Here is a 15,272-nt window from a genome sequence, read left to right as displayed (position 1 = left end):
GCGGTGTTTTTCCTTTAAGGCTTAAAGGAAGGAAACGCTGAAATATTATTCAGATCAGGCTTTCCTGTCATGCCATCAACCGGCGCTGCAATTACACATCGAACGATGCTTTCGCCAGGACATCCTGCCTGAGTACCCTGCCCTTCTAATGGTACATAAAATTCCTGGTTACCATGCTCGGAATCATCAACTCCGGTATAATACCACAGTGGATCATCGTACCTTACTTTTTCAGGTTGTGTAAATGCACTGAAACCAACCGCTAATAAAATCGCAAACATTGGCAATAAAAACTTTTTCATATGCTGTAATTTTTAAAATTGTGCCTACTCTGTTCAAGGTTTTCGGCTTCGCCTTTTTGTTGTTCCTCATTACCGTAGTACTCCGGTAGTCGAAACAACAATCTATTGATGGTTTGTCTGCCTGGCATGCAGGTAAATACCAAACACACTTAAACCAAGAAAAAATAAATTGAAAAATATGTGTTGCTGCCAACTCATACTTCGTAACACACCACCACAACTGCAGGGCAAATGAGGTACAAACAAAACCATATAACTGAGATAAACGGTAAACAAGAACAATAAGCCCGCAGTTGCATACAAACCCGTCTTTCGAAGTGCAGGAAAAAACAGGAGCAGAACAACGATCAACTCGGCTGCGGGTAGCAACCATGCAATCGTGCCTGCTCCATTATGAATCAGTGGTGATTCCGTAAGTGTTCGGGTAAACGATGGGTAAGCGAGTAACTTACTGATAGCTGTGTACGCAAACAGCAAGATCAACAGGCTTGAGATAATTTGTAGAACAGGTAACTTTTTCATCTTATTCGTTTAAGATGAACCAACCACTGTTTCAAAGACTAAATTTCTGAAATCAAAAAATCAAATGCAAAAAAAGCAAGTGTACTATTGTCAAAAAGAAGTGTACTATCGTCAATCAGGAAGCACGTTGCTTGCAGTGCTTGCGGTACCCAATGGGTGTAAAGGAAGTTTTTTGCTTAAAAAAACGGAAGAAATATTTTCGGTTCTTAAAACCGCTTTGAATAGAGATGGCTTTTACTGAAAGGGTTGTTTTACGAAGCAGTTTTTTAACCAATGCTAATCGTTGTTCTACCAGGTACTCATGAATGTGTATACCAAACAAGAAATAAAAACCTTGATGAAGTTTCATACGGTTCATCCCCGTTTCAATACCAAGTTTGTAGATGGCATAATCTGCAGCAGGTGCTTTGCGCATACGGCTTTTTATCGCCCGGAGCATTTTCCGTTCTTCACGGCTTAGCGTAATGGTTTTTGTATTCTTCATATCGATGCAAACAAACCACCACTGCTTCCTGCATCATTAATAACGTAAAAAAACATTACGGTTTATAGTAACCATGCCTGATAGCATAGATCACTACCCCTGCTAAATTCAACGAACCCGTTTTCTCAAATATCTTTGTTCTTATTTTTTCTACAGTCTTTACAGCCAATTGGGTTACCTCCGAAATATCTTTATTCGATTGCTGTTCACAAATAAGCCGCATCACTTCAAGTTCAATAACACTAAACTCAGGTTGCGCTTCACGTTTTGGCGCCTTGCTTGCAGCAATCATTTTACTCAGTTGTATACTGGTTTGCTCACAAAAATAAGTTCCCCCATCGCTGGCTGATTGGATGGCTTGCAGCAATTCTTCTTTCCGGCTGCTCTTTAACAGGTAACCATTTGCCCCGGCATCCATCATGTCCACCAGCAAATGATCTTCACCAAACATCGTCAACGCAAGCACGCCGGTTTCCGGTCGTTGTTGTTTTACAATTCTTGTTACTTCAATTCCACTTTTTCCCGGCATATCAATATCTGTAATTACTACATCTGGTGCTGTCTCATCGATTAATCGAAGCAATGCTTCACCGTCAGCCGCTTCGCCAATCATTTCAATACTTTTTTCTTTTTTTAATACTAACTGAATGCCTTCTCTAAACAATGAATGGTCATCGGCAATCACAATTTTTATTGGTTCACGCATAATGTTGTTTTATTGGTAATGCAAAATACAATGTGGTTCCTTGTTCGCTTTTCTCATTTACTTCCATCACGCCATTCAACATCGTAGCCCGGCTGCGCATGTTATGAATACCCAACCCCTCGTTCTGTATGTTGGTACTTAGCCCAACACCATCATCAAAATAAAACAAGTGAATCATTCCCTTGCGTTCAATAATACGTAGCTCAACTTTTTTTGCCTTTGAATGCTTGATCGCATTATGCACCAGCTCTTGCACTAACCGGTAAAGATGTAACCCAAAATGATGAACCGGCTCTTGTTTTAGTTGACACGTAAATAAAAATTCAATGCTGCTCACTGTTCGATACCTGTTTAGAAACTCATCAATGGCTGGTTTCAAACCCTTTCCTATTAATACACCGGGTACTAAGTTCTTCGCAATTTCACCGAAGCGTACTGTTAACTCGTTCAACGATTGCTCCGCTTTTGCGAGGTACTCCCGGTCTTCTTCATCCGCTCCCTTACAATTACGGATTAATAGATTGGCTACTGAAACCAATGGTCCTAGGTCATCATGCAGATCTCGGGCTATTCTTCCACGGTCATCTTCAAGCAGCTCAACTTCATTCAAATAGTACTTTCGCAGAATACTGAAATGTTTGCGATGGTTCCGAAACATCGTAACCAAAAAATACAGGAACAATGCACCGATTACTACACTGCCGATGATGAACGCAGTATATATTCTCGTTTCAATGGTATCCATAATGTGGCTAGGATAAAAAGGATGTTCGTAAAAAGGTTAATATAGGAAAACACCTCGTAAATACCTATTCTGAACTCACTGCTTTGATTAAGTCCGTAAAACCAGAATAGTTCTACAATGATGCTGTAGGTAAAATAAACAATAAGCCCCATCGTAATAAGAAAAACAGGATTGCGGTATAACTGATAAGGCGTTTGGAATAATACATCATGTAATAAGTCAATCGAAAGCACAACTAGAATCGTCGAATAACTCACAATAAAATAAGAATGAATACTCGCCAGGCTTCGATGATAAAAACCTTCACACATCCAAAAAAGCAAATAAAATAATTGCAACAGAACGTACCGCTTTTTAGTACGAAACAAACCAAGCCGGTAAAACAATTGCGTAACAAGCATTGCCTCCGCCAATGTAAACAGGTTATAATATACGGCATTCGAGTACCCATTTGCCAGAACAATAAGACTTATAAGCTCTGTCAAAAATCCCGCTGTCAGTAAAACGATAAAAGGCAAATAGGCCGGGTCAGTTTTTTTAATTCTCACCCAGCCAATCAATGCTCCGGCTCCTGCCGTTAAACTAAAAACTACATGTGTTTCAAATACCATAGTTCGATCATTAGCTATTTAGTGGCGACATGCCCGGGCATATATCCGGACAGCGAAGAGCACGCTCTGCAATATCTTCGCCCTCCTCTTCTGTTAAACTTTGCGCTGGCAAAATATCATTGCCGTTCGCATCAATGGGCACAATAATGGCATGTACTTTCAATTGCTCATCCATACCATAGTAAATGCGTAACCCTGCACAACCGTTCTTTGCTAGTAACGTATCAAAAGCTGCCCGGTCAAATGCTTCTGAACGTGCCAGAATATTCTGATTCTGATAAACAGGCTTCAGAATATTTTCATACTCCTGGCGATACAATGTAGTCATGTCAACGGCTTCTTGCAATGAAATAAAATGGTTCATAAAATATAGATTTGGTGAACCACGAAGCACGACATTTATTTTTTTCTGCACAATCTGGTTTACCCTCCAAAAATAATATGTTTACCCTCCAAAAAAAGGAGGGTAAACCCTCCAGCTGCAAGAGGGTATACCCTCCACTTTACAAAGGATGCATGCAAATTCCAAAAGTAAAATAATCACTTTCACACATGTGTACAAGTAGGTAAACCCTGTTGCATTATTTTTTCACATGAGCTAGTTTAGAGGTAGAGCATGCAACCGGCATGGATGGTTGTTACAAAATAAAAACTATGAAAACAGTACCCAACCGCTTACCCACACGTGTTGTACTCTACACAAGAGATGTAGAAAACATCACCGGCCGCCGTGGCCGCACCGCCCGTAAACTCATCCAAAAAATTCGTGATGCCCTCGGCAAATCAAAAGATGAATTCATCACCATCAAAGAATTCTCCCTCTTCACCGGCATCGAAGAAGACCTCATCAAAGACTTCCTCCAATCTTAATAACCCAGTCAAAACAAGCAAACCGTATTTACTCAAGCTGACTACTGAGTGCACATGCTAATACAAATGCCGAAGCGACAGTAGTACCAAAGTTTAATCAAGGTCCTATCCGCCAACGAGGGGTGTCCGTTGGCGGGGTCTTTTTTGGTTACTTTTTGGACAAGCAAAAAGTGACAAAAGAAATACCAAGCGAAGCCTGCATCAACAAAAAAAAGCCCCGATATAAAATCGGGGCTCTCAATCCGGCGTCACTTTTTCTTCTCAAAAACCTTCTTCATCAAAAATGATACACTCACACTCACCGCTGCACCAATCGCAGCCAACACAATCGTTTTATAGATATCATCTGAGTGAATGTTTGCAAAAAGAATCGTGATCGTTCCTCCGGCAGTACCTGTTTTCAAAAAGTACGAGGTTGTCATAGGAGGAATTACTTGCGTTCATTCGTTACCGCCGTTTGACTCACACTCCCGGCAACAGCACCCGCTACTGCCAGGTACCCCGCCACCTTAATCAACACAGCAGGTAGTGCTACAGGCGCGGCAAGGATCGCAGCACTCACACCCGCCAGCGCTACACCAATATTTCGTACCTGTTTAAAAAAACGGGGTGTAGGCCGTTTCGCACGTTTCAAAATCTTGTTCATTGTTTTGAATTTGTACTGTGAAAAAATGAATTCAAAAAAAACAAGGAGCAATACAATTCCTTATCCGTTCAGGAGTATATTTTTTAACGCAATAAATCATTGCTGAATCCAACTTTGGATATGGCTCCGCCAAAGAAAGAATTGACTGCCCCTTGTTTTCACTAACGACTAAAGACTACCGGCTATCGGCTATCGGCTACCAACTATCGGCTTTCAATTTTGCCAATTGCAAATTGCCCATTGCCTGTTGGTCTTGCCTTTAACTTCCGCTGACCTTAACCAACGCCAGCGCATTAAACGCACCGTTCTTTAGCGAGTATTGGTTACCGTTCACCTCTTGGTAAAACTCAATACCAAATACAAGAAACAAAGGCTTTGTGCTGTTCGCTGTTACTTGGTGATCAAGCGTCAACGCTGCGGTACCTGTTGCACCCAACGGCAACGAACTGCCATTGCTTACATCCACCACATACGCCTTGTTTTCAAAATCAATTTCTACACCGGCAGAAACCAATTTGAAATGCGTGGCACCACTTGGCGCTGCCACCATGTTTACGGGAACGAATGATGGAATGCTGATACTCAGCAAACCGCTTACACGATTAATGGTCGTTGTAAACGGAGCAAACAACGAAGTACCCAGCTTACTGTTCACATTAAACTCAAAGCCTTCGAGCAGTTCTGCTTCGCCATCTATCACGTTACGCATGCCACGTTCATTGATCGCATCGGCCTGGATCACTTTCATCATCTCTCTTGTCATCCGGCTCAGCATGCGACTGTCCGCTGTGTTTAATAATAAAGAACGGAGTGCAGTGCGTAACACTTTGCCGGCTTGTCCGGCTCTGCCAAACTCAGCACCGTTCTCACGGGTACGTGCAAACGCAGGATCATTCGCAATCCGCTCTTTGGTAATACTCGTTTTTTCACGGGCTAAGTAGCCGTCCTTTGTTTTGTAGAAATTGATGTTACCGATTGTACCCTTCAGTGGAAGGATTCCTTTTTGTTGTGCCATCGGTTGTTGTGTTTAAATTCAAAAAATGGAAAATGTTTCAAACAGGTACATTTTTTTAAAACCTGTTCATTGCAATGACACAACAAGATTACAAACACAAAAAAGCGATCGGAAATCAACCGGCCGCTTTTGCCACATTATGCCATTTATGCCACTTTTGACCTCTTTGATCACTATTTGCACATTTATGCCGGAAAGGACATACTAGCTATATAGAGCGTATGTAGAGCGTAGATTAAGGCACTTCAATGCCTTCTAAAAAAGAGGAAAAGCCGAAGCACCGAAAAGCTTGTATAAAGCCAGCTTCAATATCAACAAAACACAAAAAAGCCACTCAAACTTGAGTGGCTTTTTGCGGACCGGACGGGACTCGAACCCGTCCCCACAGCATTGTGGGGATGACAGGGCGGTATTCCAACCTTATATAAAATCCTTGTAAATATTTTTTGAATGTAATAGTAGCGCTTGAATCCGCTCACGGGCTGCCTTCTTTAGATTCCTCTCACGAACCAACGCTTCCGATTTTGTTGCCATTAACTCTACATACACCAATTTCCAAGGTAACAAATGACGGGTACTTGCTGTTTCGCCTCGATTGTGTCGCACTAATCTTATGCTGGGATCAGTAGAAAATCCTTTATAATAACTACCATCCTTTTCACTTTCCAGTATGTATACATAGTAATGCATAAACAAAAAAGCTCCGGTGATTAACCGAAGCTTTTTGCGGACCGGACGGGACTCGAACCCGCGACCTCCGCCGTGACAGGGCGGCATTCTAACCAACTGAACTACCGATCCAACTACCCTATGCATGAATGCCTGATCAAGAATCAATTAGCATTCATTTTTCGGGACGGCAAAGATAGGGGTTTTGCATATTTCGTAAAAAATGTTTTTGACCTTTTTTCAGGAAACCAACAAACTAGTTACCCCCAACCCAACCATAGTTTATATTTGCCCCTACTTAACTGAATTAAATGCTCAAAATAGCTGTGTTTGGCACCGGCCACCTCGGAAAATTTCATCTCAATAACTGGAAAGAAATCGAAGGCGTTGAACTGGTTGGCTTTTACGACCCCAACGACCGGGCTGCCAAAGCAGTGGCCGAAAAGTATCAGCTCCGTCGCTATTCCAGTGCCGAAGAATTAATGGCGCTCTGCGATGCAGCCGATATTGTGGCGCCCACCAACTATCACTTTGAGCTTTGCCAAATGGCCGTTCGCATGGGTAAACACGTGTTTGTGGAAAAACCCATGTGCAATACCATGGACGAAGCCAACGAACTGGTAAAGCTGGTACGTGAAGCCAACGTGAAATTACAGGTGGGGCATGTGGAGCGTTTCAATCCCGCCTTCCTCGCAGTAAGGGATTTGCAGCTGAACCCGATGTTTATTGAAGTGCATCGCTTATCGCAGTTTAACCCAAGGGGTACAGAAGTAAGTGTGATCCTCGACCTCATGATCCACGACATCGATATTATTTTAAGCCTTGTAAAAAGTGATGTAAAGAATGTATATGCCAACGGCGTTGCTGTAATGACCGACACGCCGGATATCGCCAACGTTCGCATTGAATTCGACAATGGTTGTGTGGCCAACTTAACCAGCAGCCGCATCAGCATGAAAAAAATGCGGAAGATCCGGTTGTTTCAACGGGATGCCTACATCGGTATCGATTTCCTGGAAAAGAAATCAGAGATCATCCGTATGAAAAACTCCGACGATACAGATGCGTTTACATTTGATATTGAAACCAATCACGGTAAAAAAACAATTGCGATCTCCAACCCTCCGGTAAAAGAAGTAAATGCCATTCGGATGGAACTGGAACATTTCCGTGATGCGATACTGCTCGATAAACCTATACCTGTAAGTGAAGTGGATGGATTACGTGCCATGGATGTGGCACACCAGATACTTCAAAAAATTCAGCGGGCTACCGTTGCATAAAGGCATGTTTCAAAAATCCCGCCTGCATATTGGATGGTATGTTTTTGCAGACTGGCTGTCGGCCACCTTTGCATGGGGATTGTTTTATTTATTACGCAGGGTATTGTTGGGCGAGGCAAACAGCCTGCTGAATCAAACGCTTGACCCAACGTTTTTCATTGGTATTTTGGTGATCCCTCTTTGCTGGATCATCTTCTATCACTTATTCGGCAGTTACCGGAATCTCTACAGCAAATCACGGCTGCAGGAATTAACGAGCACATTTTTTTGCAGTCTGCTCGGTTGTCTGGTGTTGTTTTTTGCATTGCTACTCGACGATCGAATTGTATCGTACACATTTTATTATAAAGAATCGTTGTTGCTGTTTTCCTTGCAGTTTGGGATCACCTGGTTATTTCGCTGGATCATACTCACCATCATCAAACAACAGTTTGTAAACGGCAATGTAAAGATCAACACACTCATCATTGGTGCAAACTACAGTGCAGTAAAATTGTACAACGACATTAAGGGTTCGGGCGAAACACTTGGTTTTCATTTCTCCGGTTTTTTGTATCCCGATGGAACATCGTCTAACGGTCTTGCCAAATATTTACCATCGTTAGGTTCATTGCAGGATCTGTCGAATGTGATCAGAGAAAAACAAATTGAACAGGTGATCATTGCTACCGAAGAAAAAGAACGCTCTTCCATGGAGCAATCGCTCATCATTCTCAGTGAACATGATGTAAGCATCAAACTATTGCCCAACACCATTGATATTCTTTCCGGCTCGGTACGAACCAGCAATGTATTTGGTGCCATGCTCATTGATCTGCACACCGGTATGATGAGTGAGTGGCAACAAAACATCAAACGCCTGATGGATGTACTGGCGTCGATCATTGCATTGATCATGTTGTTTCCACTGCTCATCTTTGTGGCCATCCGGGTAAAACTATCGTCGAAAGGTCCGGTGTTTTATTCGCAGGAACGGATCGGGTTAAAAGGAAAACCGTTTTACATCCACAAGTTCAGATCCATGCGAACAGATGCAGAACAAAACGGTCCTGCACTTTCTTCGGAAACAGATCAACGCATTACGCCGTGGGGAAAAGTGATGCGGAAATGGCGGCTCGATGAATTGCCGCAGTTCTGGAATATTCTGAAAGGTGAAATGAGTTTGGTAGGTCCACGTCCTGAACGACGATTCTATATTGACCAGGTGGTTGAGAAAGCGCCTTACTATCGTTACCTGTTGAAAGTAAAACCCGGACTTACATCATGGGGCATGGTAAAGTTTGGTTATGCCGAAAATGTAGATGAGATGGTGGAGCGAAGCAAATACGATTTGATCTATATTGAAAACATTTCATTGGCACTTGATATAAAGATCATCATCCATACCATTCGATTGATTTTTCTTGGCAAAGGAAGATGATGCACAACAGCAGCTAAAAGAACCTTGTATGAAAATCAGTTTTCTCCTCACCTTACTGGTATCTGCTTTTTTCACATCTGCACAGGAAACAACGTACTGGCAACAGGAAGTGAATTATACCATTGATGTTTCACTGGATGTACAAAACAAATCGTTGAAAGGTCTTGAACGTATTGAATACATCAATCATTCTCCCGATACACTTACCTATATCTGGTTTCACTTGTGGCCCAATGCGTATAAGGATAAGAGCACAGCCTATGCCAAACAAAACGGCAGTACCTATTATCGAAAAAACAACGGCTACATTGACAGCGTTTATTTTACAATCGATAACGATACAGTTTTCACCGAAGCACATCCACAACATATTGATATTATCAAACTGGTATTGAAGCAACCATTACTTCCGGGAGAAGCCATTCGTATTCAAACATCGTTCTTTGTAAAAATTCCCGAATACGAATCCCGGCTTGGCTACGCTAAAAACGATTTTTATATTTCGCAATGGTATCCGAAACCGGCAGTGTACGATCAGAAAGGATGGCATCCCATGCCCTATTTGGATCGTGGTGAATTTTACAGTGAGTTTGGCAGCTTTGATGTTTCGATCACACTTCCATCATCGTATGTAGTAGCTGCAACAGGTGAACTGACAACAGAAGAAGAGTTGGAAAGCTATAAGATCATTGGAATAAAAAACAGAAAAAAAGCAGGATCAAAATACAAACCTGCATTTCAATCATCTTACAAAACATTGCGCTATCAGCAAAAAAACATCCACGACTTTGCATGGTTTGCATCTCAAGATTTTATGATCCGTTATTCACAGGCACTTTTGAATGACGGGCATACAGTTGACATTTTTACATTCTCCAAAACAACCCGTTCTTCATTTTGGGATGAAGCAAACGATCAGATAGCAGACATACTTTTTGACATGAAAGAATATGTGGGCCCATATCCTTACAGTTCTGTTTCTGTTGTTGAAGGTTCAGGCAACCGGTTTAGCGGAGGAATGGAATACCCGATGATCTGTTTATTGAATGTGCCTGATGCGTATGTACTCACACATGAAATTGTACACAACTGGTTTTACGGCATCATTGGAAGCAACGAACGTGATCATGCCTGGATGGATGAGGGACTCACTGATTGGTTCAGCAATACTATTACAAACCGAAGCCCGGTTTTTGAAAATGATTTTCGTGACCCTATTGATCAGAATGCTGAATTGTATAAAACTGCGGATGCCTACTTTTTCGCTGTTTATGCAAAAACACAGGAATGGTTACGTTTATTGCAGAAGCAGACAGGACAGGCAAACTTTGAAGCGGGTATCAAAGAATATTATTCACGTTGGAAATTCCGCCATCCTTATCCGGAGGATTTTCAGCAGGTAATGGAGCAAGTATGCAAAAGAAAGCTGAACAGCGTGTTTTCCCTCTTAAAAGAGCGTGGTAAATTATAGGTGTAACCAAAAGAAGATATTATTTTTGATAAAACCCATTGAGTGAAGTATTTCATTTTTCTGCTCCTGTTAATCAGCACCTCTGTTTCCGTTGCCCAGCCATCGTACTGGCAGCAACAGGTCAATTACAAAATTGATGTAACACTCAACGATGTTGAGCATACATTGGATGGTTTTGTAAAAATTGAATACAGCAATCGTTCTCCCGACAGTTTGCGTTTTATCTGGTTTCATGTGTGGCCAAATGCTTACCGCACAGATAATACTGCCTTCAGCGATCAACTGTTGGAAAACGGGCGTACTGATTTTTATTTTTCGAATGCAGAAGATCGTGGCTATATCAATCGCCTGGACTTTCGGGTGAATGCTCAACGTGCCGATATTGAAGATCATCCGCAGCATATTGATATTATTAAAGTGATCTTGCCACAACCACTTGCACCCGGTGAAACAATTGAATTAACTACTCCGTTTCATGTGCAATTGCCAAAAAACTTTTCAAGAGGAGGACATGTAGGTCAATCGTATCAGATCACACAATGGTTTCCGAAACCGGCCGTGTATGATCAATTAGGTTGGCATCCCATGCCGTATTTAGATCAGGGTGAGTTTTACAGTGAGTTTGGGAATTATGAAGTGAAGATCACTGTGCCAAAAAGTTATGTGGTATTGAGCTCCGGCAATTTGCAGAACAAAGAAGAGCAGCAGTGGATGAAAGAACGGGCAGCTAATTACAATCCGCAACCTGTAAAACAAACAGCAAAAAAAACAACTGCAAAAAAGCCCGTTAAACTTCCTGTAACAACAGAAGAAACCAAAACACTTTTGTATACCCAAAACAATGTGCATGACTTTGCATGGTTTGCTGATAAGAAGTTTATGTTGTTGCACGATACGATCCAGCTTGCAAACGGTCGGGTTATAGACGCTTATGCTGCTTTTCCTGCTGCAAGCAAAACACTTTGGAAAAACAGCATTCGTATGATCAAGGATGCGGTGCATTTCAGAAGCAATACCATTGGTGAATATCCTTACAATACAGTTGCAGCGGTGGAAGCACCGATGGGTTTTTCTGGTGGCATGGAATATCCCTGCATCACTGCTATTACCCGCATGCCGAATGAGCGTTCTTTAGAAAGTGTAATTGAACATGAAGTGGGACATAACTGGTTTCAAGGTATGCTGGCGAATAATGAACAACGTTATCCTTGGTTTGATGAAGGTATTAATTCGTACTACGGAAAACGTTTTGAGAAAGAAGCGAGCCGTTATAAACCAACAACCGATAAAAAACAATTATTTGATCTGAATTTTGATGATGCATTGTTTTTGCAAAGTTTTGAACGGCTAAAACTTGATCAGCCAGTAAATACTTCAGCCGATTCATTAACAGAAGCGAATTATTCATTGATCGCTTACGAGAAAGGTGCACAGTTTATGCAGTTGCTGGAACAACAGCTTGGCAAAACTGTATTTGACAAGGCCATGCAACAATATTTTCAGCAATGGAAAGGCAAGCATCCCTACCCTGCTGATCTGCAACATACGCTTGAACAGGTAAGTGGGAAAAATCTCGATGCAACATTTGCGTTGCTCAACAAAAAAGGGCCATTAGTAACGGAGCAGAAAAAGAAATTTACTATTTCGCCTTTCGTTGGCACCAATGATGCAACAAAAAACACTGTGATTGTTTCACCTGTTGCCGGCATCAATATGTATGATGGTTTTATGATTGGTGGTGCCATTCATAACTATACACTTGCTCCTTCGAAATTTCAATTTATCGTAGCACCTGTATATGCAACAAAAAGCAAACAGCTGAACGGACTTGCAAGAATGAGCTATACATTCTATCCGCAGAAAACATTTCAACGAATCACGCTTGCTGTAAATGCGTTGAAATTTTCAACGAATGATTTTACAGATACAGCAAACCAGAAATACATATTGGGTGTACGAAAAATTGCCCCCTCCTTAAAATTTGTATTAAAAGAATCAAATCCACGTAGCACAAGAGAGCGTTTTATACAATGGAAAACATTTTTCTTGGATGAAGATGACCTTCGTTTCAGAAGCGATACCTTTCCCAATGGAAATCGTTTTGTTGAAATTACAAAGTTGAATGTTTCCCGTTATCTCAACCAGTTACGTTTTGTGATACAGGATAAAAGGGCGTTGTATCCATATCGTGGTGAGTTGATGGCTGAACAGGCGCAGGATTTTCTACGACTTGCCTTTACAGGCAATTACTATTTTAACTACAATGAAAAGTTAGGAGCCGATATCCGTGTATTTGCCGGTAAGTTTATTTATCTCGGAGAGAAAACAATTACCAAACAATTCAGAAACGATCCGTACTACCTGAACTTATCTGCGCCGAAAGGATATGAAGATTATACATACAGTAACTACTTTGTGGGGCGAAATGAATTTGAAGGTTTTGCCAGTCAGCAAATGATGATGCGTGATGGAGGTTTTAAAGTTCGTACTGATCTATTAGCAAATAAAGTAGGCAAAACAGACAATTGGTTGATGGCGATCAATATTTCAAGCGATATTCCCGACCAGATCAATATCCTCAATATTTTACCTGTAAAAGTTCCACTGAAAGTATATATGGATCTCGGCACCTATGCAGAAGCATGGGGACCGAATGCAGAAGGCAGCAAAGTATTGTTCAATGCAGGCTTGCAGCTTTCGTTGCTGAAAAATACGATCAACATTTATGCACCGCTGCTGTACAGCAGAGTGTATCGTGATTATTTTGAATCAACCATTCCTGAAAAACGTTTTCTGAAAAATATCAGCTTTACCATTGATATTCAGAATTTCAGTTTGAAGAAAATCGACAGGCGCTTCCCTTTCTGATGCAACAGATCAATTACATACCGCATGCAGAAATTGATCAACAGAAATGGAACCGTTGTATTGAAGAAGCAGCAAATGGTTTGATCTATGCGTATGCGTGGTACCTCGATGCGATGTGTGACGATTGGGATGCATTGGTGTTGAATGACTATGAAGCAGTAATGCCGTTGCCATGGAATAGCAAATACGGCGTTCATTATTTATACCAGCCTTATTTCTGTGCCAGCTTAGGAGTGTTTGCCAACACAATCCCAACAGCTGTAACTGTTGAAGCATTCCTGAAAAAAATTCCCCGGCGTTATAAGTACATTGATATCTATCTCAATCATCAGAACATGTTCAGTATTGCTGATTTCCCAATGACGGAACGGGTAAATTATATATTGCCGCTGAACAGATCATATGAAGAAATTGCAAACGACTATCGTACCAACCTGAAACGGAATATTAAAAAAGCTGAACAAAGCGGATTGATCGTAAAAGAAAAGATTGCACTTACTGAAATACTTGCTTTAGCAGGCGAAACCATGCAGCGTGTTTCCGCTATTAGTGATGAACAGTTGAACCGCTTTCGAAATGTGTATGAAGCTGCCAGAAAAAATAAACAGGCAGAATTGATTGGCATCTATTCTGTTGCGAACAAACTCCTGGCGTCGGCTGTATTTTTGTTTTCACACAACCGCTGGTACTATATTCTCGTGGGCAATCACCCGAATGGAAAAACATTGGGCGCTTCGCATTATCTCATTGATCGTTTTATCCATAAACATGCAGGAACAGCAACACTGCTTGATTTTGAAGGAAGCGATATTCGCAATCTTGCTTTTTTTTACAGCAGCTATGGCGCTGCAGAAGAACGCTATCCTGCTCTACGCATGAATCGTTTGCCGAAATTATTGAAGTGGCTGAAAGAATGAGTGATGAATGATCAGTGATGAGTGATTAACCTTCAAGTATCTTTTCAGCAATCACTAAATCAATTGGGTTCGTGATTTTGATATTTGTATCATCGCCTTGCACCAGCGCTACCTTTAAACCAAATGCTTCTACAACATTGGCTTCATCTGTAAACCATGGTTTGTAATCGATCGCAAAAGCGGCCAGCAAAATTTTGCTGTGGAATGTTTGCGGCGTTTGTACCAATCGCAATTTCGAACGGTCAACAGGATCATTTCCTTCTTCGGTGATCATACGAACACTGTCTCTGCATTCAATCGCAGGCACAGCACTTCCTGTTTCTAAAGCCGTGGTATAACAACGTTGAATTAATTCTTCCTGAACCAGGCAACGCACTCCATCGTGTACAAATATGATCGACTCTTCTTCCACCAGCTTTAATCCATTTTGTACAGAGTGAAAACGTGTTTCGCCACCAACGGTCAATTGTATTCGCTGCGCATCAAAGAAACCGTCAACGATTTCTTTGCCCAGTTCCAGATGCTCTTCCGGTAACACAACAATTACTTTACACTCCGGCAATGCGTTCAAGAATGCATTGATGGTGTAATAGAGTACCGGTTTATTTTTTAATAATAGAAATTGTTTCGGAAGCACAGAACCCATTCGTTTGCCGGCCCCTCCGGCCACAATTACAACATATGTTTGCATAGCAACAAAGATAAGAGAGAGTTTTTATACAGCTGTGACATATGAGCGTTAA

General features: G+C 41.5%; 18 protein-coding genes and 1 tRNA gene. 6 read left to right on the top strand and 13 right to left on the bottom strand.

What is annotated here, in order from left to right; translation table 11 throughout:
- Nucleotides 1–14: 14 nt before the first annotated feature.
- The 7 genes from WG989_RS11530 to WG989_RS11500 form a co-directional block, all read right to left on the bottom strand.
- Nucleotides 15–302 carry a DUF6520 family protein gene (locus WG989_RS11530; RefSeq protein ID WP_340429546.1) on the bottom strand — a complete coding sequence of 96 codons (288 nt, stop codon included), beginning with the start codon at nucleotides 300–302 and terminating at the stop codon, nucleotides 15–17.
- Between the two features lie 102 nt (nucleotides 303–404).
- Nucleotides 405–824 carry a MauE/DoxX family redox-associated membrane protein gene (locus WG989_RS11525; RefSeq protein WP_340429544.1) on the bottom strand — a complete coding sequence of 140 codons (420 nt, stop codon included), beginning with the start codon at nucleotides 822–824 and terminating at the stop codon, nucleotides 405–407.
- A gap of 115 nt (nucleotides 825–939) precedes the next feature.
- Nucleotides 940–1,308 (bottom strand): helix-turn-helix domain-containing protein, encoded by a 369-nt coding sequence (locus WG989_RS11520; protein WP_340429542.1) that lies wholly within the window; start codon nucleotides 1,306–1,308, stop codon nucleotides 940–942.
- 55 nt (nucleotides 1,309–1,363) lie between these two features.
- Entirely contained in the window at nucleotides 1,364–2,014 is a 651-nt protein-coding gene (locus tag WG989_RS11515; RefSeq protein ID WP_340429540.1) for a response regulator transcription factor, read from the bottom strand.
- Entirely contained in the window at nucleotides 2,007–2,759 is a 753-nt protein-coding gene (locus tag WG989_RS11510; RefSeq protein WP_340429538.1) for a sensor histidine kinase, read from the bottom strand. Before WG989_RS11510 ends, WG989_RS11515 begins: the two co-directional genes overlap by 8 nt.
- The gene (locus WG989_RS11505) at nucleotides 2,708–3,370 is read right to left on the bottom strand and encodes a hypothetical protein (RefSeq protein ID WP_340429536.1); all 663 of its coding nucleotides are present in this window, start codon (nucleotides 3,368–3,370) and stop codon (nucleotides 2,708–2,710) included. The genes WG989_RS11510 and WG989_RS11505 overlap by 52 nt, the downstream gene beginning before the upstream one ends.
- 10 nt (nucleotides 3,371–3,380) lie before the next feature.
- Nucleotides 3,381–3,734, bottom strand: coding sequence for a hypothetical protein (locus WG989_RS11500; RefSeq protein ID WP_340429535.1), 354 nt, complete (start codon nucleotides 3,732–3,734; stop codon nucleotides 3,381–3,383).
- A gap of 290 nt (nucleotides 3,735–4,024) precedes the next feature.
- Between WG989_RS11500 and WG989_RS11495 the strand changes: the two genes are divergently transcribed.
- Nucleotides 4,025–4,240: a hypothetical protein gene (locus WG989_RS11495; RefSeq protein ID WP_340429534.1), complete on the top strand. Its 216-nt coding sequence runs from the start codon at nucleotides 4,025–4,027 to the stop codon at nucleotides 4,238–4,240.
- 248 nt (nucleotides 4,241–4,488) lie between these two features.
- Here the strand turns inward: WG989_RS11495 and WG989_RS11490 are convergent, their stop codons facing one another.
- The 5 genes from WG989_RS11490 to WG989_RS11475 form a co-directional block, all read right to left on the bottom strand.
- The gene (locus WG989_RS11490; RefSeq protein ID WP_340429532.1) at nucleotides 4,489–4,662 is read right to left on the bottom strand and encodes a hypothetical protein; all 174 of its coding nucleotides are present in this window, start codon (nucleotides 4,660–4,662) and stop codon (nucleotides 4,489–4,491) included.
- A gap of 8 nt (nucleotides 4,663–4,670) precedes the next feature.
- Nucleotides 4,671–4,886, bottom strand: coding sequence for a hypothetical protein (locus WG989_RS11485; protein WP_340429531.1), 216 nt, complete (start codon nucleotides 4,884–4,886; stop codon nucleotides 4,671–4,673).
- A gap of 259 nt (nucleotides 4,887–5,145) precedes the next feature.
- Nucleotides 5,146–5,901 (bottom strand): hypothetical protein, encoded by a 756-nt coding sequence (locus WG989_RS11480; protein WP_340429530.1) that lies wholly within the window; start codon nucleotides 5,899–5,901, stop codon nucleotides 5,146–5,148.
- Between the two features lie 420 nt (nucleotides 5,902–6,321).
- Nucleotides 6,322–6,591, bottom strand: coding sequence for a GIY-YIG nuclease family protein (locus WG989_RS20955; RefSeq protein WP_445298478.1), 270 nt, complete (start codon nucleotides 6,589–6,591; stop codon nucleotides 6,322–6,324).
- Between the two features lie 37 nt (nucleotides 6,592–6,628).
- Nucleotides 6,629–6,702: transfer RNA gene (locus WG989_RS11475), tRNA-Asp, on the bottom strand.
- 179 nt (nucleotides 6,703–6,881) lie between these two features.
- Here WG989_RS11475 and WG989_RS11470 point away from each other — a divergent pair.
- From WG989_RS11470 to WG989_RS11450, 5 genes are read left to right on the top strand one after another with little or no spacing between them, the layout of a single operon-like run.
- Nucleotides 6,882–7,853, top strand: coding sequence for a Gfo/Idh/MocA family oxidoreductase (locus WG989_RS11470; RefSeq protein ID WP_340429529.1), 972 nt, complete (start codon nucleotides 6,882–6,884; stop codon nucleotides 7,851–7,853).
- 4 nt (nucleotides 7,854–7,857) lie between these two features.
- Nucleotides 7,858–9,273 (top strand): sugar transferase, encoded by a 1,416-nt coding sequence (locus WG989_RS11465; protein ID WP_340429528.1) that lies wholly within the window; start codon nucleotides 7,858–7,860, stop codon nucleotides 9,271–9,273.
- Nucleotides 9,274–9,301: 28 nt separating this feature from the next.
- Entirely contained in the window at nucleotides 9,302–10,744 is a 1,443-nt protein-coding gene (locus WG989_RS11460) for a M1 family metallopeptidase (RefSeq protein ID WP_340429526.1), read from the top strand.
- A gap of 42 nt (nucleotides 10,745–10,786) precedes the next feature.
- On the top strand, nucleotides 10,787–13,612 hold the full coding sequence (locus WG989_RS11455; RefSeq protein WP_340429525.1) for a M1 family metallopeptidase: 2,826 nt from the start codon (nucleotides 10,787–10,789) through the stop codon (nucleotides 13,610–13,612).
- A complete protein-coding gene (locus WG989_RS11450) occupies nucleotides 13,612–14,529 on the top strand; it encodes a GNAT family N-acetyltransferase (RefSeq protein ID WP_340429524.1) in 918 nt (305 codons plus the stop codon). The genes WG989_RS11455 and WG989_RS11450 overlap by 1 nt, the downstream gene beginning before the upstream one ends.
- A gap of 25 nt (nucleotides 14,530–14,554) precedes the next feature.
- On the opposite strand, the gene WG989_RS11445 is transcribed toward WG989_RS11450, so the two are convergent.
- Nucleotides 14,555–15,220, bottom strand: a complete 666-nt coding sequence (locus WG989_RS11445; protein ID WP_340429523.1) for a 2-C-methyl-D-erythritol 4-phosphate cytidylyltransferase — start codon at nucleotides 15,218–15,220, stop codon at nucleotides 14,555–14,557.
- Nucleotides 15,221–15,272: the final 52 nt, after the last annotated feature.

This window comes from Lacibacter sp. H407, from assembly GCF_037892605.1.
GTDB lineage: Bacteria > Bacteroidota > Bacteroidia > Chitinophagales > Chitinophagaceae > Lacibacter.
Note: the sequence above shows the minus strand (reverse complement) of the source record. Positions and strands in the feature narration are given on the sequence as shown.